The following is a 26,353-nucleotide window of genomic DNA, read 5'->3' on the forward strand; positions in this document are numbered from 1 at the left end:
GGATCGGCCGGTGCGGAAGTCTTCGGTGACATGTGCATGCTCGTGGTCGCCCGCCGGGTCCACCCGCGCTACCCGCTCATCGTGGTGGCCAACCGGGACGAGGTCCTCGACCGGCCCACCGAAGCGCTGCACGACTGGGCGGGCGACGGGGGGAGCGCGGCGGGGATCGTCGCCGGCCGCGACGAGACAGCAGGGGGCACCTGGCTCTCCCTCGCCCCGGGTGGGAGGTTCGCGGCCGTGACGAACGTGCGCGAGGGCGGCCCCGCCCGTCCGGCCCCTGCCTCGCGCGGCGAGTTGCCGGTCGAGGCGCTGACCGGGCCGGTGCCCGCCTCCGAGTTCGCCCGGCACGTCGTCGACGATCTGGACCGGTACGGTCCCGTCAACCTCCTCGCCGGGGACCTGGACGAGTTGTGGTGGGCGTCCAACCGCTCGACGCGGGGGCCGATGCGCCTGGGGACCGGGGTCCACGGCCTGTCCAACGCCGCGTTGGACACCCCGTGGCCCAAGGTGGCGGGGGCGGTGCAGGACGTGCGGGCGCTCATCGGCGCGGAGAGGATCTCGGGTCCGGACTGGTCGGGCCCCCTGCTCGACCTGCTCGCCGACCGACGCAGGGCCCCGGTGCGGCACCTGCCCCGCACGGGCGTGCCCCTGCGCCACGAGTGGATGCTCTCCTCGCGGTTCGTCCGGATCGGCCGCTGGTACGGCACCCGCTCGACGACGGCCGTGCGCATGGACCACCACGGCACGATCGACGTGGTCGAGCGAACCTGGGATGCCCGCGGACGCGTCACGGGGACGGTCACCGCCCGGATCTGAGGCGGTGACCGCCCGCTTTGTCAGGTCGGACGCGGTCAGGTCGGACGCGGGCAGGTCGGACGCGGCTCGGTCTAGCCGACGGTCCAGGTGTTGCCGCCGTCGAGCAGGGCCTGCAGGTCCGAGGGTGCGGTCTGCTTGGCGGTGGCGACCTGGGCGCGGGCCTGGTCGTCGTAGGTCTCGCGGCGGACCTGGCGGATGATGCCGGTGACGGTGTACTGCAGGTCCTGGCTGGACAGGTTGGCCAGCGCGTGGGCGTAGGTGGGGTCCTCGGCGTGGGCGTCGTGGACCACGATGTCGGCCTGGTCGACCTCGGCGGTGGCGGCGACGGCGAGCGAGAATCCGGACCGCACGACGCAGTGCTGGCCGTCGTCGCCGAAGACGATCTTCTCGCCGTGGCGCACGGTGATGAGGTGGTCGCCGGCGTCCTCCTTGCGCAGGAGGTCGAAGGAGCCGTCGTTGAAGATGGGGCAGTCCTGGAGGATCTCCACGAAGCTGGTGCCGCGGTGGCGGGCGGCGGCCTCGAGGACCTCGGTCAGACCCTTGCGGTCCGAGTCCAGGGCGCGGGCGACGAAGGTGCCCTGGGCGCCGATCGCCAGCGACAGGGTGTTGAACGGGAAGTCCAGGGAGCCCATGGGGCTGGACTTGGTGACCTTGCCCGGCTCGGAGGTGGGGGAGTACTGGCCCTTGGTCAGCCCGTAGATCCGGTTGTTGAACATGAGGATGTTGAGGTTGACGTTGCGGCGCAGGGTGTGGATGAGGTGGTTGCCACCGATGGACATGGCGTCGCCGTCGCCGGTGACCACCCACACGGACTGGTCGGGGCGGGTGGTGGCCAGGCCGGTCGCGATGGCCGGGGCTCGGCCGTGGATCGAGTGCATCCCGTAGGTCTCGAGGTAGTACGGGAAGCGGCTCGAGCAGCCGATGCCGGAGATGAAGGTGATGTTCTCCCGCTTGAGGCCGAGCTTGGGCAGCAGGGCGCGGATGGTGGCCAGGATGACGTAGTCGCCGCAGCCCGGGCACCAGCGCACCTCCTGGTCGGAGGTGTAGTCCTTGGGCTTCTGCGGCGCCGAGCCCTCCGGGGCCTTGGGTACCGAGGCCAACGCGTCCAGCGGCAGCGCGGTGCCGACGAGTCCGGGTTCGGTGGTGGTCATGGGGATCCTCTCCTCGCTCGACAGGTCAGCGGGTTCGGTTGGCGGTGGTGGTGCCGGTGGCGGTGTGGCCGATCCGCCGGTTGCGGGCCGCGGGCTCGCCGGTGGTGGTGACGACCCCGTCCAGCGCGAGGCGGTACTTGTCGTGCTCGGTGTGGGTGAGCCGGCCCGCGAACTCGGCCTCGATGGCGGTCTGCAACTCCTCCGCGGAGAACGCCATCCCGTGCACCTTGGTGATGGGCTGGATCTGGGCGGGGAAGCGGGCCTTGAGCAGCATCGCGAGCTGGCCCAGGTTCATCTCCGGCACCAGCACCCGGCGGTACTTCGCGAGCACCTCACCGATGTTGTGGGGAAGCGGATTGAGGTGGCGGACGTGCGCCCGGGCCACGCGGTGGCCGTTGGCGCGGGCGCGGCGGACCGCCTCGCCGATGGGGCCGTACGAGGAGCCCCATCCCACCACGAGCACCTCGGCGTCCCCGGTCGGGTCGTCCACCTCGAGGTCGGGGACCTCGATGAGCGCGATCTTCAGGGCCCTGGTCCGGGTCATGAGGTCGTGGTTCTCGGCCGTGTAGGAGATGTTGCCGGTGCCGTTGGCCTTCTCCAGGCCGCCGATGCGGTGCTCGAGACCGGGCTGCCCGGGGATCGCCCAGTCGCGGGCCAGGGTCTCCGGGTCGCGGGCGTAGGGCAGGTACGTCCCGGCCGCCTCGGCGCCCTCCCCGGGCGGGGTGGCGAGGTTCTTCTCGATCGCCGGGAGGGCGGCCACCTCGGGCAGCAGCCACGGTTCGGAGCCGTTGGCGATCGCGCCGTCGGACAGCACGATCACCGGCGTGCGGTAGGTCACCGCGATGCGCGCGGCCTCGCGGGCGATCTCGAAGCAGTCGGCGGGCGACTGCGGGGCGATCACCGCGACCGGCGACTCGCCGTTGCGGCCGAACAGGGCCTGCAGGAGGTCCGACTGCTCGGTCTTGGTGGGCAGACCGGTGGACGGGCCGCCGCGCTGGACGTCGATGATCACCAGCGGCAGCTCGGTCATCACGGCCAGGCCGATCGCCTCGGACTTGAGCGCGAGGCCGGGACCGGACGTGGAGGTGACGCCCAGCGCCCCGCCGTAGGACGCGCCGAGGGCGGCGCCGATGCCGGCGATCTCGTCCTCGGCCTGGAAGGTGGTCACGTCGAACTGCTTGAGCTTGCTCAGCTCGTGCAGGATGTCCGAGGCGGGCGTGATGGGGTAGGTGCCCAGGAAGACCGGCATCTCGGCGGAGCGGCCGGCCGTGACCAGGCCGTAGGCCATCGCGGTGTTGCCGGTGATCTGGCGGTAACGCCCCTGCGGCAGCTGGGCCGGCTGGATCTCGTACTCGGAGGCGAACGCCTCGGTGGTCTCGCCGTAGTTCCAGCCCGCGCGCAGGGCGAGGATGTTGGCCTCGAGGATGGCGGGCTTCTTGCCGAACTTGTCGGCGAGGAACTTCTCGATCGAGTCGACCGTGCGGCCGTACATCCAGGTGAGCAGCCCGAGCGCGAACATGTTCTTGCAGCGCTCGGCGTCCTTCTTGCCGATGTCCACCGACTCGACCGCGCCGATGGTCAGCGTGCCCATGGCCACCTCGTGCACCTGGAACGCCTCGAAGGCGGGGGAGCCGAGGGGGCTGGACTCGTAGCCGACCTTGGTGAGGTTGCGCTTGGTGAACTCGTCGGAGTTGACGATGAGGATGCCGCCGGAGGGCAGGTCGTCGATGTTGGCCTTGAGCGCCGCGGGGTTCATCGCCACCAGCACGTCGGGGCGGTCCCCGGCGGTGAGGATGTCGTAGTCCGCGATCTGGATCTGGAAACTGGAGACGCCGTGGATCGTGCCCTGTGGGGCGCGGATCTCCGCGGGGTAGTTGGGCTGGGTCGCCAGGTCGTTGCCGAAGGCCGCGGCCTCCGAGGTGAACTGGTCGCCGGCGAGCTGCATGCCGTCGCCCGAGTCGCCCGCGATGCGGATGACCACCTTGTCCAGCTTGGTCTTGGACACATTGCCCACCGCTGCTGACCTCCAGTACGTCGAGATGAGTCGGGCTCGTCGGGGTTCCCGTACGGCCACCGACGGTACGCCGGTTTCGGCGACGCCTCGGGCCACGAACGAATCCCAAAAACTGTAACACGTTCCAGTCCCTGACCGTGGCCTCCCCGCCAACCATAGACCGGTCTGTCTATGCCCACCAGTCGGGCCGGTGGTGGACGGATACTCCCGCGACAGAGCTGCAAAGATGAAAAACTCGCCACCATGCCCCCTCTCCTGCGCTGCGCGGTGGCCACCGCGACCGCGGCCCTCGTCGTCGTCCTTCCCCCCGTCGCCTCGACCGTCCCCGTCCCCACACCCACCCCGGCCGGGGTGGACACGCTGGCGTGGAGCCCGTGCCCGGCGGACTCGCCCGCCGACATCGTCCACGGCCTGCCCCGCGCCGACGTCCTGTGCGCCTCGGTCCCGGTCCCCGTCGACCATTCCGCCCCCGGCGGCCGCACGGTGGGGATCGAGGTCCGCAAGATCACCGCCACGGGTGCCCGCGAGGGGACGGTGTTCTCCAACCCGGGCGGGCCGGGAGCCGACGCCCGGGACCTCTGGTACACCGCACTCGACAGGGAGGACGACTCGGCCATCGACGAGATCCGGCGCACCAACGACCTGGTGATCGTGCAGCCCCGCGGCCTGGAGGGCGCCGGTGCGCTCGAGTGCCTGCCCGAGCCGGGGGATGAGGAAGGCAGTCTGACGCCTGCCGACCTGAACAAGCTGGCCAAGCTGTGCATGGACACCGACCCCGAGTTCGTGCGCTCCATCACCACCGAGAACGTGGTGCGCGACCACGAGCTGGTGCGGCAGGCCATGGGGCTGGAGCGCATCTCCTTCCTCGGCTACTCCTACGGCACGGCGCTCGGGATGATGTACCAGACGCTGTTCCCGCAGAGCATCGAGCGGATGGTGCTGGACTCCTCGGTCGGCCCCTCCGACGCCTGGTGGTACGAACTCCACCAGCGGCAGGCGGAGAACCGGTACCAGGCCCGCAACTACGTCCTGGCCTGGATCGCGGAGCACGACGACACCTTCCGGCTCGGCGACACCCCGCTCAAGGTCTACCGACAGATCCGCGAGCTCGACCTGGCGGCCGGGGCCGCCGCGACCCGGTTCCTGCCGCCCCCCGCCCAGCCGGGCGACGACGCGCCGGGTTCGGTGGACATGCTCAACAGCGGTTCGGTGCGGGCGGAGAACGCGGCGCTGGCCTCCACCGGCGCCTTCGACCAGACCCCGGACGGCGCCGCGGCGTATTTCCGGGTCCTCGACATTTACAGCCGGTCGCCGGACACCTGGCCGGACATCGCGTGGGTGATCTCGGAGACGATCCACGGCGCAGCGCAGGACGAGACGGTGCAGGAGGAGACCACGCCGGAGGAGCTCGAGGACCGGCTCGAGGAGGAGACGGACCGGCCCGCGGTCACCTCCGATCAGGCCACCTATCTGAAGATCCTCAACTGCAACGAGACCGCGCCGCCCCGGTCCAACCCGTTGGCGCCGGCGTTGATCGGCAGCAGTGACTCCGTGGGCAGTACGAGCGAGGACGTCTGGGCGCTCACCGAGCAGACCGAGTACTGCCTCTACCCGCCCTCGACGGTCCCGCCGCGCATCGAGGCGAACGAGATGGGCGCGCCGCCGCTGATCCTCCAGTCCGATCACGACCCCAACACCCCCGGCCTCTTCGGCCCGCGCACCGCCCAGGCCACCGGCGGCACGCTCGTGCGGATCCGCGGGACCGTGCACTGCCACTTCGACACCGGCAACCGGGCGGTCGACGACCTGGTGCTGGAGTACCTGCGCACCGGGCAGGCTCCGTCCGGCCTGTACCTCGACACCCCGCGCCCCTCACCCGGCCCGCCACCGGTCCCCCGGTAGGGCACCGGGCTCGTCCGGGGGCAAAGGCCTGGTATGAATCTTTATGGGTGAGGCCCCGGGACGCGTACCGTAACCCGGACCGGAGGTCGGTGACGTCGTGTCGCCGTCGGATCAGCGCAGGTTGGGAGCAGTTCAGTGGCGAGCAAGCAGACAGCATCGGGCGGAAAGCGGAGCCTGGTGATAGTCGAGTCCGCCACCAAGGCCCGCAAGATCCAGCCCTACCTGGGGCCCGACTACGTGGTCGAGGCGTCCGTCGGGCACATCCGCGACCTACCCAAGGGCGCCGCCGACATCCCGGCCAAATACAAGAAGGAACCGTGGGCGCGGCTGGGCGTGAACCCGGACCACGACTTCGAGCCCATCTACGTGGTGAGCGCGGACAAGAAGAAGAAGGTCGCCGAGCTCAAGAAGGAACTGGCGGGCGTGGACCAGCTCCTGCTGGCCACCGACCCCGACCGCGAGGGCGGGGCGATCGCCCGGCACCCGCTCGAGGGGCTCAAGCCCAAGGTCCCGGTCAAGCGGATGGTGTTCCACGAGATCACCAAGCCCGCGATCCTCGCGGCCGCCGAGAACACCCGCGAGCTGGACACCGACCTCGTCGACGCCCAGGAGACCCGCCGCATCCTCGACCGCCTCTACGGGTATGAGGTCTCCCCGGTGCTGTGGAAGAAGGTCATGCCGCGGCTGTCGGCGGGCCGCGTGCAGTCGGTGGCCACCAGGGTGATCGTCGAGCGCGAGCGCCAGCGCATGGCGTTCGTCGCCGCCGACTACTGGGACGTCACCGCGCTCCTGGCGACGCAGGAGGCCACCGGTGGCGACGCCGGCGAGCCGCGGAGCTTCACCGCCCGCCTGTCCGCCGTCGACGGCGCCCGCGTCGCCCGGGGCAGCGACTTCGGCCAGGACGGCAAGCTCAAGGCCACCGGCGCGGCCAAGGACGCGGTGGTGCTCGGCGAGAGCGCGGCCCGGGCGCTGTCCGGGGCGCTCGAGGGTGCCGACTTCGCCGTGGACTCCGTCGAGTCCAAGCCGTACACGCGGCGCCCCTACGCGCCGTTCATGACCTCGACGCTGCAGCAGGAGGCCGGCCGCAAGCTGCGTTACACCTCCGAGCGGACGATGCGCATCGCGCAGCGGCTGTACGAGAACGGCTACATCACCTACATGCGTACCGACTCCACGACCCTGTCCGAGGGCGGCATCGCGGCCGCCCGCGCGCAGGCGGCGGAGCTCTACGGCAGCGAGTACGTCTCGCCCACGCCGCGGCAGTACACGCGCAAGGTCAAGAACTCGCAGGAGGCGCACGAGGCCATCCGCCCCGCCGGCGAGTCGTTCGCCACCCCCGGCCAGCTCCACAGCGTGCTGGACGCCGAGGAGTACCGCCTGTACGAGCTGATCTGGCAGCGCACCGTCGCCTCCCAGATGGCCGACGCCAGGGGCACCTCGGTGAGCATCCGGATCACCGGAGCCGCGGGGGAGAACCCGTCCGGGTACAGCCGCGCGACGTTCTCCGCCTCGGGCCGGACCATCACCTTCCCCGGCTTCCTCAAGGCCTACGTCGAGGCGGCGGAGGAGTCCACCGAGTCCTCCGAGAAGCCGATGGCGGACGACGCCGAGCGGCGGCTGCCCCACCTGAGCGAGGGGCAGGCTCTCACGGGCTCGGACCTGGTGGCCGACGGTCACACCACCAGCCCGCCCGCGCGCTTCACCGAGGCGAGCCTGGTCAAGGCCATGGAGGAGATGGGCATCGGCCGCCCGTCCACCTACGCCAGCATCATCCGCACCATCCAGGACCGCGGATACGTCTACGTCCGGGGCAACGCGCTGGTCCCCAGCTGGGTCGCGTTCGCCGTGGTCGGGCTGCTGGAGCAGAACTTCGGTCGGTTGGTCGACTACGACTTCACCTCGCTCATGGAGGACGAGCTCGACGCGATCGCCGAGGGCCGCGAGAACCGCGACGACTGGCTGCGCCGCTTCTACTTCGGCGACCCCGCCGGGGACGACCGGGGCGGGCAGTACGCGGTCGGGCTCAAGAACCTCGTCGACGTGAACCTCGAGGCGATCGACGCCCGCAGCATCAACTCGATCCGCGTGTTCGACGACGCCGAGGGCCGACCGGTCCACGTCCGGGTCGGCCGCTACGGGCCGTACCTCGAGCGCATGATCGCAGGGGAGGACGGCGCGGAGGAGTCGCAGCGGGCCAACCTCCCCGAGGGGATGAGCCCCGACGAGCTGACCCTCGAGGTGGGGGAGAAGCTGTTCTCCACCCCCCAGGACGGGCGCCCGCTGGGCGTGGACCCCGGGACCGGGCACGAGATCGTGGTCAAGGACGGGCGATTCGGCCCCTACGTCACGGAGAAGCTGCCCGAGCCCACCGACGCGGAGAAGGCGCAGTGGGCCAAGAAGGTGCTCGCCGACGCCGAGGCGGAGAAGAAGAGGATCGACGCCGAGCGCGACGCCGCCATGGCGGCGGCGAAGGACGACGACGCCAAGACGGAGGCCAAGAAGGCCGCGACCAAGGCCAAGTCCGCCGTCACCCGCAAGGCCAAGAAGGAGGCCGACAACCCCACCGGCCCCAAGCCGCGGACCGGGTCACTGATGCAGTCCATGGAGCCGGCCACGGTCACCCTCGAGCAGGCGCTCAAGCTGCTCTCCCTGCCGCGGGTGCTGGGCGTCGACCCCGCGAGCGGCGAGGAGATCACCGCGCAGCTCGGCCGCTACGGGCCGTACCTGCGGAAGGGCACCGACTCGCGGACCCTCGACACCGAGGACGCGGTCTTCACCGTCACCCTCGAGGAGGCGCTGAAGATCTACTCCGAGCCCAAGCGGCGCGGCCGGCAGGCCGCCGCGCCCAAGGCGCTGCGCGAGATGGGGATCGACGAGGTCTCCGGCAAGCAGATGCTGGTCAAGGACGGGCGCTTCGGGCCCTACGTGACCGACGGCGAGTCCAACGCGTCCCTGCGCAAGGGCGACACCGTGGAGACCCTCACCGACGCGCGCGCCTCGGAGCTGCTGTCGGAGCGGCGGGTAAAGTCCCCGCCGAAGAAGGCCGCGGCCAGGAAGGCCCCGGCGAAGAAGGCTCCGGCGAAGAAGGCCGCCGCGCGCGGCTGAGCCGGCTGACCCGGCTCAGCCGCCCGCCGCGCCGGGGCCCCCTGCGCCCGGGCGCAGCGCGGTGTCCCCGGCCTGCCACCGGTCGGCGAGCGTGGGCCGGAGCGGCCGGGCGAGCTGGGTCATGATGCCGCGTCCACGCAGCTCGACGCTGCGGCCCAGCACCCACCTGGCGGCCTCCGGCGCGTCCGCGTGGCGGATGGTCGTGGCGGACGCCAGGACGTGACCCTGCTCCATCTTGGCCAGCGTGGTCAGGCGGGCGGCCTCGTTGACGGGGTCCCCGATCACCGTGTACTCGAAGCGTTTGGCGTGGCCGATGTGCCCGGCGATCACCGTTCCGTAGGAGACCCCGATGCCCGCCGAGAGCGGGGAGAGATCGGCCAGCCTGCTCTGGAGTGCCCGCGCGGCCCGCAGCGCCCGTCCGGCCTCGTTCTCCACCTCCAGCGGCGCGCCGAACACGGCGAGCAGAGCGTCGCCCTGGAACTTGTTGATGTACCCGCCGTTGGAGTCGACGGATTCCACGGCGATCCGGAAGAACTCGTTGAGGACCGCCACCACGTCGGCGGGATCGTGGGAGGCGGCGAACTCGGTCGAGCCGGTGAGGTCGACGAACAGCACCGCGACCACCCGCTCCTGGCCGCCGAGCTCGGTGCCCCGCTCCAGCGCGTTCCGGGCGACGTCCTCGCCCACGTAGCGGCCGAAGAGGTCCTGGATGGCCTCCCTCTCCTGGAGACCGGTCACCATCTCGTTGAAACCCTGGCCCAGGCGGCCGATCTCCGAGCTGTCGTAGATGGTCACACGGGTCTGGAGGTCGCCCTTCTTGACCCGCTTGACCCCCTCCTGCATCTCGCGGACGGGGTCGGCGATCGAATCCGACACCAGCCCCATCCCGATCGCCCCGGCGATCACCGTGACGCTCGCCAGGACCGCGAGCGCGACGAGGATGAGCTGGGGATCGCCCCCGAACAGCCCGACCCAGTGGCCGGCGAGGATGAGCAGGATCCCGGCCACGGGGATCACGGTGGTCAGCGCCCACCCGAGGAAGATCCGCCGCCGCACCCCCGGCATGTGCCGGTTGGCCGGCACGCCCTGCGCGAGCGCCCTCACGGTGATCGGCCGCATGATCCGCTCGGCCTGGAGGTAGGAGATCAGACAGGTGGTGGTGCCGCCGAGCACGCTGGTCACCCCCACCACCAGCGCCAGCCTGGGGGAGTGGCCCACGTTCACCGCCACGAAGACCAGCGAGCCGATGAGCCACATCGCCCCCGAGACCAGGGCCTGGTGGAACGGCAATCGCAGGGCCCGGTTGCGGATCGCGCCGCTGAACTCCTCGCCCGAGCGGTCCACCCGGAGGACGGGCAGCAGGAGCAGGGTCGACGCGATGACGCCGCCGACGAACGCCAGGACCAGGTAGCCGATGAACAGGTACTGGTTGAGGAAGCGGAACTCGTCCAGGTCGAGGAACCGGTCCATCGGGAGGACGAACCGGAGGAAGGCGAAGACGAAGACGGCCCCGATGATGTTGGCCTGCACCATCGTCAGGGCGTAGACGGGCCAGGGGGTGGCCCACAGCCACCGGAACAGCCTGACCCAACGCTTCATTGGGCCAAGGGTAGTTCCAGGCGGGCCCGGCGGGAACGGGGCCTGTCGGTGGGCGGGGATAGGGTGGGCTCATGTCAGGGGTGTTCGATCGGTTGGCCGGCCAGGACGAGGTCGTGGCGGAGCTGACCGCTGCCGCGCACGCGGCCCGGGCCCGCGTGCCGGGTCAGGGCTGGGACCAGACGGACGCGAGGATGGTCCACGCGTGGCTGTTCACGGGTCCACCCGGCAGCGGCCGGAGTGTCGCGGCCATGTGTTTCGCGGCGGCCCTGCAGTGCGAGCATCCGGAGATCGTGGGCTGCGGCGAGTGCCGGGCGTGCCACACCGTGGCGGCGGGCACCCACGCGGACGTCCACCTCCTGGCCCCCCAGGGGGTCAACATCCTCCTCAAGGACGTCAAGGAGACCATCCACCGCGCGGCCAGCCGGCCCGGCACCGGACGCTGGCAGATCGTCGTGGTGGAGGAGGCGGACCGGCTCACCGAGCAGTCCGGGAACGCGCTGCTCAAGGTGGTCGAGGAGCCGCCCAGCCGGACCGTGTTCCTGCTGTGCTCGCCCACCACGGACCCGATGGACATCATGGTGACCCTGCGGTCCCGGTCCCGGACCGTCGCGCTGCGCCAACCGGACGCGGCCGCGGTGGAGAGCGCGCTCCTCGCCGGCGGCGGGGTGGACCCGGACCGGGCGAGGTGGGCGGCGGGGGTGTCCTCCGGGCACATCGGCCGCGCCCGGTGGCTGGCCACCGACGAGGCCACCAGGGATCGCCGGGACGCGGTCCTGGAACTGCCCATGGTCATGCACAACCCGGGCCGGGCGTTCCCGCTCGCGGACCGGCTGGTCAGCGCCGCGGAACAGGAGGCGGTCGCCCGCAACACCGGCAACGACGAGCGTGAGGTGGAGGAGCTGCGCACCGCCATGGGGGTCGGGGGGACGGGAAAGGGCGCGGTGGCGGCGGGTCGCGGCGCCGCGGGGGCGGTGAAGGAGCTGGAGAAGGCGCAGAAGTCGCGGCGCACCCGCTCGACCCGCGACTCCCTGGACCTCGCGTTGGTCGACCTCGCGGGCTTCTACCGCGACGCCCTCATGGCCGGTCTCGGGGTGGGCGACGTCGCCCCGGTGCACCCGGACAAGGCCGCGGAGTCCTCGCGCCTCGGCGGCCACTACCCGCCGGCCGCGGTCCTGCAGGCCATCGAGGCCATCCAGGAGTGCCGCGCCGCGATCGAGGTGAACGTCAAACCCAAGTTCGCGGTGTCGGCGATGGTGGGGGCGATCCGGCAGGCGCTGGGCTGACGGGCGGCGCGAGCCGGCCCTCGGCCGGGGCGTGGCGGCCGTTTTCCGGCGGCGCCGACCCGTCATATATAGTTGCCTCGCCCCACAAGGGCTCGCCGCGTTAGCTCAGTCGGTAGAGCATTTCACTCGTAATGAAAAGGTCGTCGGTTCGATTCCGACACGCGGCTCCACCAGCACCTCCACACACCCCCGCCCGACCCGGGCAGGGGTTTCGTCGTCTCTCGACCCCGGCACCGCGCCCAGGGGGGCCAGCCCGGGAACGGCGACGGCGACCGGTGCCACTGGATACAGTCGGGTACCGAGTGACGCAGTCCGACCCCGGACCGTCAGGACGAGAACGCCGGTCCCGCTACCCAGGGAGAATCCCCATGGCCTCAACACCCCTGCTCGTCGAGCGAGCCGACCACATCGAGACGTGGACGCTCAACCTGCCGGACGCCCGCAACCCCATCTCGGATCCGGCGATCGTCGACGCGATCTGCGATCAGGTGGCGGCGGTCAACGCGGACCACGACGTGCGGGCGGTCGTGCTCACCGGGGCGGGATCGGCGTTCTCCGCCGGCGGCAACGTCAAGGACATGGTGGACCGGGCCGGGATGTTCGGCGGCAGCCCGTACGAGCTCCGTGACGGGTACCGCCGGGGCATCCAGCGGATCCCCCGAGCCCTGTACCACTGCGAGGTGCCGGTGGTCGCCGCGGTCAACGGGCCGGCGGTGGGCGCGGGGTGCGACCTCGCCGTGATGTGCGACCTGCGGGTGGCCTCCACCAGGGCGTGGTTCGCGGAGAGCTTCGTCCAGCTGGGCATCATCCCCGGCGACGGCGGCGCGTGGCTGCTCACCAGGGCGATAGGCCCGGCGAGGGCGGCGGAGATGGCCCTGACCGGGGACCGGGTCACGGCGGAGCAGGCCGCCGAGTGGGGGCTGGTCAACAGGGTGGTCGAGCCCGACGCCCTGATGGACTCCGCCCGGGAACTGGCGGGCCGGGTGGCCAAGAACCCGCCCCACGCTGTCCGGATGGCCAAGCGCCTCCTGCGCGAGTCCCAGCACCAGTCGCTGGAGTCGCTCCTCGAACTCTCGGCGACGATGCAGGCGCTCGCCCACCACACCGAGGATCACCGCGAGGCGCTCGCCGCGTTCGGGGAGAAGCGCCCCGGCAGCTACACGGGCCGGTAGCGGTACCGATGCCGCCCCGGATCGCCCCACCGACCACCCTCGCGTCGGCGGACATGGACGCACTGCGCGCGGAGGTGCGCGCGTTCCTCGCCGACGAGATCGCGGCGGGACGTCTCACGCCGTGGATCGACACGTGGCTCACCCGCTGGGACGAGGACTTCACCCGCAGGCTCGCGGACCGGGGCTGGGTCGGAATGGCCATCCCGACCGAGTACGGAGGCCGCGGCCGCACCCATCTCGAGCGCTTCGTGGTGACCGAGGAACTCCTCGCCGTGGGGGCTCCGGTGGCCGCCCAGTGGGTCGCCGACCGTCAGATCGCGCCCTCGCTCCTGCGGTACGGGACCGAGGAGCAGAAGCGCGGGTTCCTGCCCCGCATCGCCGCGGGCCAGTGCTGCTTCGGCATCGGGATGAGCGAGCCGGATTCCGGCTCCGACCTGGCCAGCGTGCGCACGAGGGGCGTCCGGGTCGACGGCGGCTGGACCATCACCGGGACCAAGGTGTGGACCTCCGGCGCCCAGCACGCGGAGGCGTTCATCGCCCTGGTCCGCACCGAGCCCCTGGATACGTCGAACCGGCACGCGGGACTGAGCCAGTTCATCGTTGACCTGCGCAGCGAGGGCGTGACGATCCGCCCGATCGTGTCCCTGTCCGGCGACCACCACTTCAACGAGGTCGTGATGGACGAGGTCTTTGTCCCCGACGCGCGGGTCTTCGGCACCCTCGGCAGCGGCTGGGAGCAGGTCAACTCCGAGCTGGCGTTCGAGCGCAGCGGGCCGGAGCGGTTCCTGTCCTCCTTCCGACTGCTGGCCGCCGAGATCGGCGCGATCGGCGAGGGACGCCTGCCCGCCCGGACCGATCTCGGCCGCTCGGTGGCGCGGATGGCGGGGCTGCACGCCCTGAGCCAGAACATCGCGGGAGCACTCCAGCGCGGTGAGCCGGCCGACATCCCGGCGGCCCTGGTCAAACTCCTCGGCACCACCACGGAGGGCGACATCGTCGACGTGGTCTCCACCCGGCTCGGCGACGAGTTCTCGCCGGGTGAAGGGGAGTCGGCCTCGGCCGAGCTCGTCCACCTGCTCCGCGCGGGGCTGCACCAGCGCCCCGGCTTCACGCTGCGCGGCGGGACCAACGAGATCCTGCGCGGCGTGATCGCGCGGGGACTGGGGATGCGATGAACGAGAACACCGCGAACGCCGACGCCCCCGTCGACCTCGACGGGGACGGCGACCTCGACGCCATGATGGGCGACGTCCTGGCGCAGTTCTCCGGACCCACCGCCCGCCCCGACGCGGCCGCCGTGTGGCGGGCCCTGTCCGAGGTGGGACTCGGCCGGCTCACCGCCCCCGAGGCCACGGGCGGCAGCGGGGCCGGCTGGGCCGAGGCCGCGGCGCTCCTGCGACTGGCCGCGGCCGCGGGCGTCGCGGTCCCCTTCGCCGAGACCGACCTCGTCGTCGGGCCCCTACGCCGGGCCGCCGGCCTGGACGACTCGTCCCCCGGCACGGCGACCCTCGCGGTGCTCGGGCCCCACGGCCACGCCCGGCGCGTGGCCTGGGCGGGCTCCACCGACACCATCCTGTGCGTGCGCCGGGTCGGCGCCGTGGACGGGGCCGCCCGCCACGAGGTGGCCGAGGTCGGGACCGATCGAGCCGGGATCTCGGCCGCCGACGGGACCTCCGCGGTGTCGCTGGGCGATGTCACCCCGCCCGCGGACGCCACGTGGACCCCGGTCGACGCCGCCCACGTGGAGGCGGCGGTCCTGCGCGGCGCGCTGGCCCGGGCCGTGCAGTCCGTGGGCGCGGCCGAGGGGATGCTCGACGCGGCGATCGCCCATTCGACCGGGCGCAACCAGTTCGGCCGGGCGCTGGCGACGTTCCAGTCGGTGCAGAACCTCGTCGTCGACATCGCCGCCGAGACGGTCCTCGCCCGCGCGGCGGTGGACCAGGCGGTCGCCGACGCCCTGGCCACCGACCTGCGCGGACCACTGTCCGCCTTCCGGGTGGCGGTCGCGCGCAGCGTGGTCTCCCAGGCCGTCGCCGTGACGGTGCGGAACGTCCATCAGGTCCACGGTGCGATCGGCACGACCCACGAGCACCCCCTCCACCGGCTGACCCTGCCCGCCCTGCAGTGGCGCGGCGAGTTCGGCTCGGCGGCCTTCTGGGAGGGCCTGCTCGCCGGCGTCGCGGTCGCCGGGGGGATGGACGGGGCGTGGCCGATGGTCGTCGACGGCGTCGGGGTGGACGGGGCCGCCGCCGCGTGGCTCGACCGCGTGACCGGGGCCTGACCGGGTGGACGGCTCGCCCGCGGCCGCGGACCCGCGCCCCGCGATCTCGGTACGCTGGCCGGTAGTACCGAGAAAGGTCGACCCGTGGAATTCCTCCTCATCGCCGCAGTGATCGCGATAGCCGTCGCGGTGGTGTCGCGCAGCCAGAACAAGGGCCAGACCCAGCTGCAGGCGCACGACAACCGCCATCTCGAGGACCATCGCGCCGAGGCCGCGCGCTGGGTCGAGAGGCTCGGCGGTCAGGTGTTCAACCTCGACGGCACCGACGAGGCCTCCAAGCAGGCCATGGCGGACGCCTCCGAGCGCTACACGGCGGCCGTGACGGAACTCGAGAACGCCCGGACGCCCGTCCAGGCGCGGCTCGCCAAGGACACCGCGCTGGAGGGGCTGTACTACGTGCGGGCCGCCCGGTCGGCGATTGGCCTGGACCCCGGTCCGGAGCTGCCCAGGACAGACGGGCAGGAGCGCGCCGGCCGGGTGACCGAGGACCGGACGGTCGACATCGAGGGGCGGCCCCTCAGCGCGTCCGCCGAGCCGAGCGATCGGAACCCGCACTACTACCCGGGTGGCGTGGTGGCCGGCCGGCCGGTGCCCGCGGGCTGGTACTCGGAGCCGTGGTGGGCTTCCGCCCTGACCACGGGGGTGTGGATGATGGGCTCGATGATGATGTTCAACATGATGTTCGCGGGGATGTCGGGCGTCGGCTACTCCGGCGAGGACTTCGCGGCCGGGGTCGGCGAGGGCGGCGCGGACGTCAGCGACATGGGTGGCGGTGACGGCGGCGAGGGCTTCTTCGACGGCGGCCTCATGGGCGGCGACGGCGGCGGCGACGCGGGCGGCGACGGCGGAGGGTTCTTCGACGGCGGGCTGTTCGGCGGCGACGGCGGGGGCGACGGCGGCGGGGGGTTCTTCGACGGCGGCCTGTTCGGCGGCGACGGCGGCGGCTTCTTCGACTTCTGACTCGGCCGGCCTCGGCCGGGCTCGGCCGGCCTCGGCCGGGCGACGTCAGCCGCAGCCGGCCAGGATCCTGTCCATGGCATCGCGCTCAGCGGGCGTCACCCACAGCCCGTAGCGCTCCTTGACCAGGACCTGCCGCGAGACGTAGCCGCAGCGGGACTCCCGGCGCGGCGGCAGCCAGGTCGCGGTGTCGCCGGCGCCCTTCTGCTGGTTGACCCAGCCGGCCACGGCCTGCAGGTTGAGCGGGTCGTTGGCCAGATCCCGCCGCCGCTCCGCCGTCATCTGCTGCGCGCCCTTCTGCCACGCGTCCGCCAGCGCCACCACGTGGTCGATCTGCACCAGCGACGAGGTGCCCTGCCCGCGCACGAACTCGATCCGGTCCCCGGTGTAGGGCCCGTACAGGACCCCGGAGAGCACCACGCAGTCCCGGGTCCCCGGCTTGAGCGTGATCTCCTGCAGGTCGCGCCGCAGGATGTCGTTGCGGGTGTCGCAGCCGTTGCGACCGAACTCCACTGACACGTCGTCCGACCAGGCCTGGCCGAACAGGTCGCGGTCGTAGCCGGTCTTGGGCGCGCGGCCCTTGACCTCGAGCCGGGGCAGCGCGGCGCGGGCGGCCGCGACCTGCGGGTCGGCCGACGGCCCGGCCTCGGGCTCGGGTGCGGGTGCGGGCGCGGGTTCCGCCGGCGGGACCGGTTCGGGCGCGGGCGGAGGTGGCGTCAGGGGCGACGACGACGAGGTCGGCCCGGCCGGGACCAGCGCCGAGGTCGAGGGAGGTCCGATCGTGCCCCCCGCGCCGTCGCCGCCCTCGGACCCCGCGCAGCGACCGATGCCGGCCAGGACGAGGACGCCCGCGACTGTGGCCAGTGCGGCACGAGTGGTCCGGGAGGTCATGGCCGCACCCTAGCGAGCACCTCGGACATCCCCGGGGCCGCCTCCCGGCCTCACCACCCACGGGTGCGCTGGCCCTATGGTCCACGCGGCCAGCGTAAGCGGGGCGATCGCGTACGTTCGGCCATCGCAAGCCGGAGGGGCAGCGTAAGCCCGGGCGCAGGGGCAGCGCAGGGCGGAGGGGCAGCGTAAGCCCGGGCGGAGGGGCAGCGTGAGTCGGGGCGGCCCGACTAGCCTGGCGCGCGATGCCGACCGCCGCCGAAGAACCCGCCACGCCCGCCACCGACCCGGCCCGGACCCCGGCCCGGACCCCGCCGCGCGGGCCGTCGGGGAGGCTGCTCGTCGGGCTGTGCGCGCTCGTCGTGGTGGCGGCCACGGCCGCGCGCACGTGGGTCTCCGCCGCCGGCTGGTTCTACTGGGACGATCTCCTGCTCCACGGTCAGGCCGCCGCACATCGCCTGCCCGACCCGGGCTACCTGCTCACCGACCACGACGGCCACCTCATGCCCGGCGGCATGGCGCTGGTCTGGGCGGCCGCCCACGCGGCGCCCCTGGACTTCCGGCTGCCGCTGCTCCAGATGGCCGCGCTCCAGCTCCTCGCGGGCGCGGCGCTCGCCCGGATGCTGTGGGTGATCCTGCGGGGCCGCGCGATCCTGCTGGCCCCGCTGCTGGCGGCCCTGGTGATCCCGTTGGGGCTGCCCGCGGCCACGTGGTGGTCGGCGGCCCTCAACGCCCTGCCCCTCACGGCCGCGATGGCCTGGGCGGTGGCGTCGACCCTCCGCCTTGCCGAGACGGGCCGCCGCCGGCACGCGGTCGCCGCCGTCCTGGCCACCGCGATGGGGTTGCTCTTCGTGGAGAAGGCGGTGCTGGTCCCCGTCGTGGCCGCCGCGGTGCTGCTGTGTCGGTGGTGGACGGGACGTGAGCACGACGAATCCGCCGCAGCCGCAGCCGCAGCCGCAGCCGCAGCCGACGACGACGCAGTCGGACGCGGGAGTCCGGGCCTGCACGCGCTGTGGCGACGGACCCGGGCCATGTGGGCGGCGCAGGCCGTGGTGCTGGCGGCGTGGGCGGCGGTGTTCGCCGCGACCGTCGGCCGCGCCGGCGGGGGGCTGGTCCCCAGCGACTCCCGCGGCCCCGGCCCGGGCCTGTGGGCACTGGGTCGCAACACCTACCTGCTCGCGGTGGGGCCGACGCTCGCGGGCGGGCCCTGGCGGTGGGAGCGCTGGCATCCGGGCCCGCCGATGACCGACCCGACCGCGGTCGCGGTGACGGCGGGCGCGCTGGTCTGCGTCGCGGTGGTGGCGTGGTCCGTGACGACCAGGCGGCGCACCGGACCCGCCTGGGTGCTCGCGGCGGGCTATCCGATGGTCTCCGTCCTCCTGGTGGCGGTGGGCCGCCTCGGGCCCGACACGGCCGCGGAGATCGTCCAGACGCTGCGCTACCACGCCGACTCGGTGGTGGTCCTGGCCGCGGTGGTGGGGCTGGCCCTCGCGGCGCCCCGCCGACAGGGGACCGCCGCGCCCGCCGCCGCCCGGTGGGAACCGTGGGCGGTGGCGGGGCTGGTCGCGGTGGTGGTCTCGTCGTCGTCGTACTCCACCGTCACCTACCGCGACGTCTGGTCCGAGCAGCCGTCCCGCGACTACCTCCCCCCGCTGATCGATGCGCTGCGCGACCGCCGGGCGCCGATGCTCGAGACCGCCGTGCCCCTAGAGGTCCTCCTGCCGGTCACCGCGCCCGCGAACCGGCTGGGCGCGGTGCTCGCGGGGGTGCCCGGGCTGCCGCCGATCGGGGTGTGGACCACCGAGCCCGTCGTGGTGGACGCGACCGGGGGGATCCACCCGGCCGACGTCGTGCCGGGCCGCACGATCCCGCAGGGGCCCGATGCCGACTGCGGGCATCGCATCGACGCCGGCGGCACCCGCATCGGGCTAGACGGCCCCCTGCTCCACCGCGACTGGGTGCTCCAGCTCAACCATCTGTCGGACGCCGACGGTACGGTCGCCGTGCGTCTGGACGAGGGGGAGGAGGTGCGAGCGCCCGTGGCGGCCGGGTTGTCCACGGTGTACGTCCGGGTCGAGGGTTCCGGGACGGGGGTGACGATCACGCCCGGGGGAGGGGTCTCCCAGCTGTGCATCGGCCGTGGACCCGTGGGCGTTCTCGTGCCGCGATGAGCGGCGCCGGCCCGGTGGACCATAATGGGCGGGTCCGCCGTCACTGACGCCGGACGCGAACGGCACTGAACGCGAACGCGAGGACGGAGGCGGGTCATCGACATCGCGATGGTCATGCTGACCCTCACCGCGCTCCTCGTGGTTCCCGGGTCGATCGTCGGGCTCGCCGCCCAGCTGCCCCTGCGGCTGGCGGTGGGGACGTCCGTGCCCGTGTCCTTCGGCATCGCCGCGATCGCCACCTACGTCTACGGCCGGGTCGGGGTCCAGTGGTCCCTGGGCGGGTACGCGGTGGCGACGGCGTTCGCCGCGGCGGTGGTCGGGGTGGTGGGGCTGCTCATCACCGGCGCCACCTGGGTGTGGCGCCGCAGGCATGGCCCCGATCGCACGGGCCGCGGTTCCACGGGCCGCGGCGCCGTCGGGCGGTCGGGGCGGCGACGGTCGTGGTGGTGGCTGCTGCCGGCCGCGGCGGTGCTGGTGAGCGCCTGGCTGATCGGGCAGATGATCCTCACCGAACTGTCGGCGACCGTCGACGGCACGGCGAACGTCTTCCAGGGCTGGGACGCGCACTGGCACGCCAACTACATCCGGTTCATCCACGACGTCGGCCTGGCGTCCCCCGACCAGGCCGGTCGGCTGCGGTACCCGGAGAACGGGGCCTCCCTCTACTACCCCAGCACCTGGCATGCCATCGCCGCCCTGGTCATGGGGCTGCGGGGGCTCGGCGCGGTCGAGACCTACAACCTCGTGCAGATCGGCAGCGTGGCCCTGGTGTTCCCGCTGGGCGTGGCCGCGCTCGCCTGGCTGATCACCCACCGACGCTTCTCCCGGCCGGCCGCGGCCACCTCGGCCGCCGTCGCCGCGCTGGCCACCCCGCTCTTCCCCGGACTGCCGTTCGTCGAGGTCATGGTGGCCGCGACCCCGTCCGCGGTGGGCAACGGGCTCGCGGGGCTCGTCGCCGCGGTGGTGGTGGCCGCCCTGGCCGACCGCCGGCTGGTGCCCGCCGCCGCGCTGGGGCTCGTCGGCATCGGTGGCGTCCACCCCTCCGCCATGGTCACCGCCGGCGTGTTCGTCCTGTTCTGGTGGCTGTTCGAGGGGCTGTGGCGGCCGGTGCGGGGTCGGCTCAGGGACGTGGTGGTCCTGGCCGGGATCGGGGTGGCGGGCGTGCTCACGCTGCTGCCCCAGGTGCTCACCGTCTCCGAGGAGGCCGACGACATCTCGGCCTTCGAGTTCCAGATCGACGCCGACCGCGCCGCCACCTGGGGCAAGGCCGTGACCCTGCAGGTCCGCCACGTGCAGGAGTGGGGCATCCGCTGGGTGCTGCTCTCGCTGGCGGTGCTGGGCGTGATCGTCATGCTCCGTCGCCTGGTGCTGTGGCCGATCCTGCTCTGGGGTGGGCTGCTGGTGGTGTGCGTCAACGCCATGGGCGTCTTCGGCAACTGGACCGGCGGCGTGCTCCGGGCGATCGGCAGCGTGTACTACAACGACCCGCGTCGGATCGGTGTGGTCCTGGCGATCGTCGTGGCGGCCGCGGTGGGTGTGGGCGTCGGGGTGACGGTCCAGGCGCTGGCGGGGTGGCTGACCCGCCTCATCGACCCGATCACCGACCCGGACGGTCGGGGCGCGGACATGGCCCGGGTGGCCGTGGCCCTGGCCGCGCTGGTCGGCGTCGGCTCGTGGGTCGTCCAGGCCTCCCCCGAGTACGCGGTGGCGGCCGGCCAGAACCAACGGTGGGGTCGCATGGTCGACGACCACGACCTGCGCGCGTTCCGGTGGCTGGCCGACCAGCCGCGGGCGTACTCCGGCGTGATCTACACCAATCAGGACGAGGGCTCGGGCTGGATGTACGCCACCGACGGGTTGCCGTCCACGGCGCGGCACTACCTGCCGCCCGGCGAGACCGCCCCGCTCACCACGTTCCTGTTCCACGCGATGGACCGGGCAGGCGTGGACCCGGACGTCGACGCCGCGCTCGCCGAGCTGGGCGTGACCTACGTCTACATCAGCCCGCCCAACTACTGGGGATTCCAGAAGCCCAACGAGCACCTGCTGCGGCTGGAGGACACCCCGGGTCTGGTCGAGGTGTACTCGGAATCGCAGGTCCGCATCTTTGCCGTCCGCGCGGCGTTCACCGAGGAGGAACTCGCTCAGGTCACGGCGGACTCGCCGTTCCCGCCCGACCGGCGCACCCCGCTCACCCGCGCGTCCGCGCTGTACGGGCCCGAGTGACGGGCCCCGACCGGGCGCGGTGGGCCGCCCCGCCCCGGGACGGGTCGTATCCTTGGGGCGGTCGTCCGACGAGGCGCCGCGGCGGGACCGCCGCACACCGGGAGGGGAACACATGCGGGCGCTCGTGACGGGTGGGGCCGGGTTCATCGGATCGACGTTGGTGGACCGGCTGCTGGCCGAGGGGCACGAGGTGACCGTCGTGGACGACCTGTCCCGGGGGCGTCTGGAGAACCTCGACGGCGCCCGCGCGGCGGGGGACCGGTTCGCCTTCCACGAGATGGACCTCACCGACCCGGCGATCGGGGACCTGGTGGCGCAGGCGGCACCCGAGGTGGTATTCCACCTGGCGGCGCAGATCGACGTCCGCCTGTCGGTGGAGGACCCCGTCCACGACGCCGAGGTCAACGTGGTGGGCACCGTGCGACTGGCCGAGGCCGCGCGCCGGGCCGGGGTGCGGCGGATCGTCTTCACCTCCTCCGGCGGGTCGATCTACGGCCCCGTCACCGAGCTCCCGGTGGCGGAGACCCGCCCGGTCGACCCGCTGAGCCCGTACGCCGCGGGCAAGGTGGCCGGGGAGATCTACCTCGAGATGTTCGCCCGCCTCTACGGGATCGAGTGGGCGGGGGTGGCGCCGGCCAACGTGTACGGGCCGCGCCAGGACCCGCACGGCGAGGCCGGGGTGGTGGCGATCTTCTCCCAGCGGCTGCTCGCGGGGCAGCCCACCCGCGTGTTCGGCGACGGCGGCAACACCCGGGACTACGTGTACGTCGACGACGTGGTGGACGCGTTCATGCGCGCCGCGACCGTCCCCGGCGCGGCGGGGCTGCGCTTCAACGTGGGCACCGGCCTCGAGACCAGCGACCGCGGCCTGCACACCCTGGTCGCCGAGGCGGCGGGGGCGGCCGACGCCCCGGAGTACGCCCCCGCCCGACTCGGCGACGTCGCCCGCTCGGCGCTGGACGCCGGCCGGGCCGCCGAGGTGCTGGGCTGGACGCCGCGGGTGCCGATCCGCGAGGGGGTCGCGCGGACGGTGGACTACTTCCGCGACTGAGGCACCCTCGGCGGGGCTACCCCTCGGCCCCGGCGGCCGGAGCTCGGACCGCCGCGTTCGGCTGCGGGGGGTTCGGCTGCGGGAGGTCCGGCTGGGGGAGGAACGGCTGGAGGAACCCGGCCAGCCCCGGCACGGGCGCGAAGCCGACCCCGGGATCCACCGGACCGGTGACCTCCGGCTCGGGGGACCGCGCGTCGGCGGGGTCCCGGCCGGCGGCCGGCGGTTCGGGCTGGGCGGCGGCGGCCGGTGGCTCGGGAACGACGGGCGCCTGGCGGGCAGGCTGGGGCGACACGGCCGCCGGCGCCGCCGCGGAGGTGGGAACAACGGTCACCGCCGGCGCCGCGGCGACCTCGTCGGTGCCCCCGCCGGGCTGCTCCACAGCGACCGGGGAGGAGGTCCCGGGGGACGTCGGGGCCGGCGCCTCGGAGGGTGTCGAGGCGATCGGTTGCGGGGTCACCGGAGCCGCCCGGGCTGCGGTGAACTGCTCCCGCGCGCGGTCGACGGCCTGGGTGCTGCGGTGCGCGTCGTACCAGAGCCCGCCCGTGATCAACCCCACCGACAGCACCCCCAGCGCCCCCACGCCGAGGACGCCGGTCGTGGGGCGGGAGAACCGTGAGCCGGGCGAAGCCATGGGATCCAGTATCAGGCAGGTCCGGAGTGTACGCCAACCGCATCCCCGCCCGCGCGGGTCGGAGGGGGGACGACGACGAGCCGCTCGGGCGCCTCCCAGAGCACCACCGGGTCCCCGTACGGGTCCTGTCCCCGGAGCAGCCACAGCCCCACGGCGTGGCGCCACACCGTCGGCGATACCCGGCCGTCGGTGCCCCGCCGGGTGCCGGTGCGGTGGGCCCGGATCGCGCGGTCGCGCCACAGCGGGACCCGCCCGCCGAGCATCACCGAGAGCATGGCCTCGAACGCGCCGCACCCCCGGTCGAAGACCCCGCCGTGACCGCGGGTGCCGTAGACGGGCGAGCCGTCGGGGAAGTACCCGGTGTCGAGGCGGACCGTGGCGTCGCCGAGATCGGACGTGGACCAGGGCCGGCGCAACCCGAACCTGAGCTGCAGCAACTCCACGGGATCGCCGGGGGCGGTGAACGAGTACCTCAGGACCGGGCCGGGGGCGCGCCAGTCGGCCGGCCCGCGCACGCCCACCCCGAGGTCCGGGGACTCGGCGTAGACCACGCGGTCGGCGCGCAGGCCCAGGCGCTCGGCCGTGCCGACGATCCGGCCGCCGTAGGAGTGGCCCACCACGGTGAGGGCGGCGCCCGGGCACTCGATCTCGATCACCCGGTCCACCTCGCGGCAGAACCGGACCAGCCGCGGGGCCATCTCCTGCGCGAAGCGGGGGCGTCCGGCGTCGGCCATGATGTCCTGCGGGAACTCGCCGTCGAGGAACGCGAGCACCGCCAGCCGGCCGCCGCCGGCCGCCACGAGGTCCACGGCGACGTCGGTGTTGACGTGGGACATGTCGAGGTTGGTGCCGGTCCCCGGGACGTAGACGGCGACCGCCTCGGTGCGCGGACCGAGCTCGCCCACCACCTCGATCATCCGCCCGCCCCGGTGGGCGGAGAACGCCACGAACGAGCGGCGCCGGCGACCGTCCCGCCGGGCCATGGTCTCCAGGCGGCCGATCCGCGGGCTCCACGGGGTCCCGGCCAGCTGCTCTCGGTGCAGCGCCCGCCGCACCGACACCGCGGTGGCGCGGGCCCGCACCGCCCACGGCACGCCGTAGGTCCCGCCGACCGCCTCCGGCTCGGCCAGCGCGAGCAGGCGCCGGTCGGCCCTGCTCAGGTGCTCGACGCTCGAGTACACCTCGTCGGGCGTGGCGTCCGCCCAGGCCGCGACGGCGGCGCGGGCGGCGGGGCCGGCGCCGCCCTCGGGGCCCCGGGACAGCCCGGCCCGGCGCGCGAGGTCGGCCAACGCGATGTCCGCGGCGCCGTCGAGCGCGGCCCGGAGGCGCGACCGGGCGGGTTCGGGGAGCGGGTCCGGGCCGTCGAGGTCGTCCCACGAGTCCTCGGCGAGCTCGACCAGCCGGTACACGCCCGCGAGGAGCTCGGCCAGCCCGCGGGCCTCGCCGTCGAGGGCGTCGGCGAGCGCGGTCAGGGCGGGGGAGCGGGTGGGCGACGAGGCCAGCGCGTCCCGGGCGGTGGTGATCGCGTCCCGGGCCGCCACGAGCCGGGCCGCCCACCCGAGCAGCCGGAGCACCCGGTCGGGGGGCGGGTTCTCCGGGACCGCCCCGGTCATCGGGGCCGCCGCGCCGGCTGGGTGGCCGCGATCGCCCGCGCGGCCTCACCCGCGGACTCCTCCGGCAGCGTGCCGTCCGCCAGCGACCGGGCCAGCGAGACCAGTCGGGTCACCCGATCGATCGCGGGGTCCAGGAGGTCGGGCAGCTCGTCGTCGTCGTCGATCCGCGGGGGCTGGTGACGCGGGGGCTGGTGCCGCGGGGGGCGGGCCTCGTCGAGCAGCCGCCCCGCCACGTCGAGCCGCCGCGCGAGCCGGGCCGCCTCACCGCGCACCTCCTCACCGCGCACCGCCTCGGGCGCGCCCCCGGTCGCGGGATCCCCGGTCACCGCCGGAGCGGGTCGTCGTCGTCCGGGGCGGGCCCCATCGCGCGGTCGTCGGCCTCGTCCTCCGGCCGCAGGGCGTGCTGCAGCGCGATCGTCCGGGCCAGGCGCGCGTAGCGCAGCTCCTGCTCGCGGAACCGCACGTAGGTCGAGACGGTGACAAAGGCGAAGCCCATCACCAGCGCGTACAGCACCAGGTCGGTGCCGCGCTGGACGCCGAGCGAGTTGGCCACCACGGTGAGGTCGTCGGGGCGGATCACGGCGTAGACCATGAACACCACGAACAGCACGAACCCGATCTTCACGCCGGCCTTGGCGCGGGCCTTGCGGCGGTTGGCCAGGAAGAACGCCACCAGCGCGGCGCCGGCGAGCAGCAGGAGCGCCTTGATCATCGCGGCAACCTCTTTCCCACGAATCCGTCGGAGAGGATGTTGATCCCGTTGAGCAGCGACTGCCCCTTGGACATGGAGTACTCGGTGTAGAGGATGTCGACCGGCTGTTCGGCGACCCGCCAGCCGTGGGTGTCCATGAGTTCGACGAACTCGCTGGCGTGGCTCATGCCGTTCATCCGCAGGTTGAGCTCGTCGGCCACGCGGCGGTTGAACACCCGCAGGCCGTTGTGGGCGTCGGTCAGGCCGAGCCGCCGCGTGCGCGGGCTGAGCAGGACCACGGTCCGCAGCACGATCCGCTTGATCAGCGGGACCTGGTCGCCGGCCTCGCGCGGGCGGCCGAAGCGGGTCCCCACCACGATGTCCACGGGCTCGCTGCGCACCCGCGCGAGCATGGCGAGCACGTCCTTGACCTGGTGCTGCCCGTCCGCGTCAAAGGTGACGAAGTAGCGGGCGCCGGGCTGCGCCCGGGCGTACTCGACGCCGGTCTGGATCGCGGCACCCTGCCCCAGGTTGACGGGGTGGCGCACCAGGTGCGCGCCCGAGCGGTGGATCGCGGCGGCGGAACCGTCGGCCGATCCGTCGTCCACGGCCACGATGTGGGGGAACGTCCCGCGGGCCGCGGAGAGGACCTCCTCGATCACGGTGCCCTCGTTGTAGCAGGGGACGATCAGCCAGACGTCGCGATTGCGGACGGGGTCGTCCCCGCCCGCTCCGCCCAGCCCCGTGTCGCGCTCACTGTCACCGTTCATCGAGGGTCGATACTATGCGATGAGACGGACAA

Annotated in this window: 19 protein-coding genes, 1 tRNA gene and 1 pseudogene; 12 read left to right on the top strand and 9 right to left on the bottom strand. The window is 73.3% G+C overall.

Translation table 11 applies throughout. The features are described from left to right. The first annotated feature begins 30 nt into the window (after window positions 1–30). Window positions 31–816, top strand: coding sequence for an NRDE family protein (locus Q0444_RS00685; protein ID WP_291081194.1), 786 nt, complete (start codon window positions 31–33; stop codon window positions 814–816). A 71-nt stretch (window positions 817–887) separates the two neighbouring features. Here the strand turns inward: Q0444_RS00685 and Q0444_RS00690 are convergent, their stop codons facing one another. Both Q0444_RS00690 and Q0444_RS00695 read right to left on the bottom strand, forming a co-directional pair. Further along, window positions 888–1,967, bottom strand: coding sequence for a 2-oxoacid:ferredoxin oxidoreductase subunit beta (locus Q0444_RS00690; RefSeq protein WP_291079737.1), 1,080 nt, complete (start codon window positions 1,965–1,967; stop codon window positions 888–890). A 25-nt stretch (window positions 1,968–1,992) separates the two neighbouring features. Then, the gene (locus Q0444_RS00695) at window positions 1,993–3,981 is read right to left on the bottom strand and encodes a 2-oxoacid:acceptor oxidoreductase subunit alpha (protein WP_291079739.1); all 1,989 of its coding nucleotides are present in this window, start codon (window positions 3,979–3,981) and stop codon (window positions 1,993–1,995) included. A gap of 243 nt (window positions 3,982–4,224) precedes the next feature. On the opposite strand from Q0444_RS00695, the gene Q0444_RS00700 reads away from it, so the two are divergent. Further along, window positions 4,225–5,883 (top strand): alpha/beta fold hydrolase, encoded by a 1,659-nt coding sequence (locus Q0444_RS00700; protein ID WP_291079741.1) that lies wholly within the window; start codon window positions 4,225–4,227, stop codon window positions 5,881–5,883. Between the two features lie 177 nt (window positions 5,884–6,060). Further along, entirely contained in the window at window positions 6,061–8,988 is a 2,928-nt protein-coding gene (gene topA, locus Q0444_RS00705; RefSeq protein WP_299020638.1) for a type I DNA topoisomerase, read from the top strand. Window positions 8,989–9,003: 15 nt separating this feature from the next. On the opposite strand, the gene Q0444_RS00710 is transcribed toward topA, so the two are convergent. Then, window positions 9,004–10,587, bottom strand: coding sequence for an adenylate/guanylate cyclase domain-containing protein (locus Q0444_RS00710; protein ID WP_291079745.1), 1,584 nt, complete (start codon window positions 10,585–10,587; stop codon window positions 9,004–9,006). A gap of 71 nt (window positions 10,588–10,658) precedes the next feature. On the opposite strand from Q0444_RS00710, the gene Q0444_RS00715 reads away from it, so the two are divergent. From Q0444_RS00715 to Q0444_RS00740, 6 genes are all read left to right on the top strand, one after another. After that, on the top strand, window positions 10,659–11,870 hold the full coding sequence (locus Q0444_RS00715) for a DNA polymerase III subunit delta' (protein WP_291079747.1): 1,212 nt from the start codon (window positions 10,659–10,661) through the stop codon (window positions 11,868–11,870). A 94-nt stretch (window positions 11,871–11,964) separates the two neighbouring features. Next, window positions 11,965–12,040, top strand: a tRNA-Thr gene (locus tag Q0444_RS00720). Between the two features lie 198 nt (window positions 12,041–12,238). After that, on the top strand, window positions 12,239–13,042 hold the full coding sequence (locus Q0444_RS00725; protein WP_291079749.1) for a crotonase/enoyl-CoA hydratase family protein: 804 nt from the start codon (window positions 12,239–12,241) through the stop codon (window positions 13,040–13,042). Window positions 13,043–13,050: 8 nt separating this feature from the next. Beyond that, complete coding sequence (locus tag Q0444_RS00730) at window positions 13,051–14,217, top strand: acyl-CoA dehydrogenase family protein (RefSeq protein WP_299020596.1); 1,167 nt, start codon at window positions 13,051–13,053, stop codon at window positions 14,215–14,217. Further along, window positions 14,214–15,323, top strand: a complete 1,110-nt coding sequence (locus Q0444_RS00735) for an acyl-CoA dehydrogenase family protein (protein WP_299020599.1) — start codon at window positions 14,214–14,216, stop codon at window positions 15,321–15,323. Before Q0444_RS00730 ends, Q0444_RS00735 begins: the two co-directional genes overlap by 4 nt. An 84-nt stretch (window positions 15,324–15,407) precedes the next feature. Then, on the top strand, window positions 15,408–16,283 hold the full coding sequence (locus tag Q0444_RS00740) for a DUF1542 domain-containing protein (protein WP_299020601.1): 876 nt from the start codon (window positions 15,408–15,410) through the stop codon (window positions 16,281–16,283). 48 nt (window positions 16,284–16,331) lie between these two features. Here the strand turns inward: Q0444_RS00740 and Q0444_RS00745 are convergent. Beyond that, window positions 16,332–17,171 (bottom strand): annotated as a pseudogene (locus Q0444_RS00745) (HNH endonuclease family protein); the annotation flags it as partial. A 242-nt stretch (window positions 17,172–17,413) separates the two neighbouring features. Between Q0444_RS00745 and Q0444_RS00750 the strand changes: the two are divergent. From Q0444_RS00750 to Q0444_RS00760, 3 genes are all read left to right on the top strand, one after another. Then, window positions 17,414–19,339 carry a hypothetical protein gene (locus tag Q0444_RS00750; protein WP_299020605.1) on the top strand — a complete coding sequence of 642 codons (1,926 nt, stop codon included), beginning with the start codon at window positions 17,414–17,416 and terminating at the stop codon, window positions 19,337–19,339. 108 nt (window positions 19,340–19,447) lie between these two features. Next, window positions 19,448–21,565, top strand: a complete 2,118-nt coding sequence (locus Q0444_RS00755) for a DUF6541 family protein (RefSeq protein WP_299020608.1) — start codon at window positions 19,448–19,450, stop codon at window positions 21,563–21,565. A gap of 112 nt (window positions 21,566–21,677) precedes the next feature. Continuing rightward, on the top strand, window positions 21,678–22,616 hold the full coding sequence (locus tag Q0444_RS00760; protein ID WP_291079840.1) for an SDR family NAD(P)-dependent oxidoreductase: 939 nt from the start codon (window positions 21,678–21,680) through the stop codon (window positions 22,614–22,616). A gap of 16 nt (window positions 22,617–22,632) precedes the next feature. Here Q0444_RS00760 and Q0444_RS00765 read toward each other — a convergent pair whose 3' ends face one another. Genes Q0444_RS00765 through Q0444_RS00785 form a run of 5 tightly spaced genes read right to left on the bottom strand, consistent with a single transcriptional unit; the run spans window position 22,633 to window position 26,321 of the window. After that, entirely contained in the window at window positions 22,633–23,247 is a 615-nt protein-coding gene (locus Q0444_RS00765) for a hypothetical protein (protein ID WP_291079838.1), read from the bottom strand. 11 nt (window positions 23,248–23,258) lie between these two features. Further along, window positions 23,259–24,860, bottom strand: a complete 1,602-nt coding sequence (locus tag Q0444_RS00770) for an alpha/beta hydrolase (protein WP_299020615.1) — start codon at window positions 24,858–24,860, stop codon at window positions 23,259–23,261. Then, window positions 24,857–25,186 carry a hypothetical protein gene (locus Q0444_RS00775; RefSeq protein WP_299020618.1) on the bottom strand — a complete coding sequence of 110 codons (330 nt, stop codon included), beginning with the start codon at window positions 25,184–25,186 and terminating at the stop codon, window positions 24,857–24,859. The genes Q0444_RS00770 and Q0444_RS00775 overlap by 4 nt, the downstream gene beginning before the upstream one ends. Next, entirely contained in the window at window positions 25,183–25,572 is a 390-nt protein-coding gene (locus Q0444_RS00780; RefSeq protein ID WP_291086173.1) for a DUF2304 domain-containing protein, read from the bottom strand. Before Q0444_RS00780 ends, Q0444_RS00775 begins: the two co-directional genes overlap by 4 nt. Beyond that, entirely contained in the window at window positions 25,569–26,321 is a 753-nt protein-coding gene (locus Q0444_RS00785; protein ID WP_291086170.1) for a glycosyltransferase family 2 protein, read from the bottom strand. Before Q0444_RS00785 ends, Q0444_RS00780 begins: the two co-directional genes overlap by 4 nt. Window positions 26,322–26,353: the final 32 nt, after the last annotated feature.

The organism is uncultured Dietzia sp. (genome assembly GCF_937873725.1).
Taxonomy (GTDB): Bacteria; Actinomycetota; Actinomycetes; order Mycobacteriales; family Mycobacteriaceae; genus Dietzia.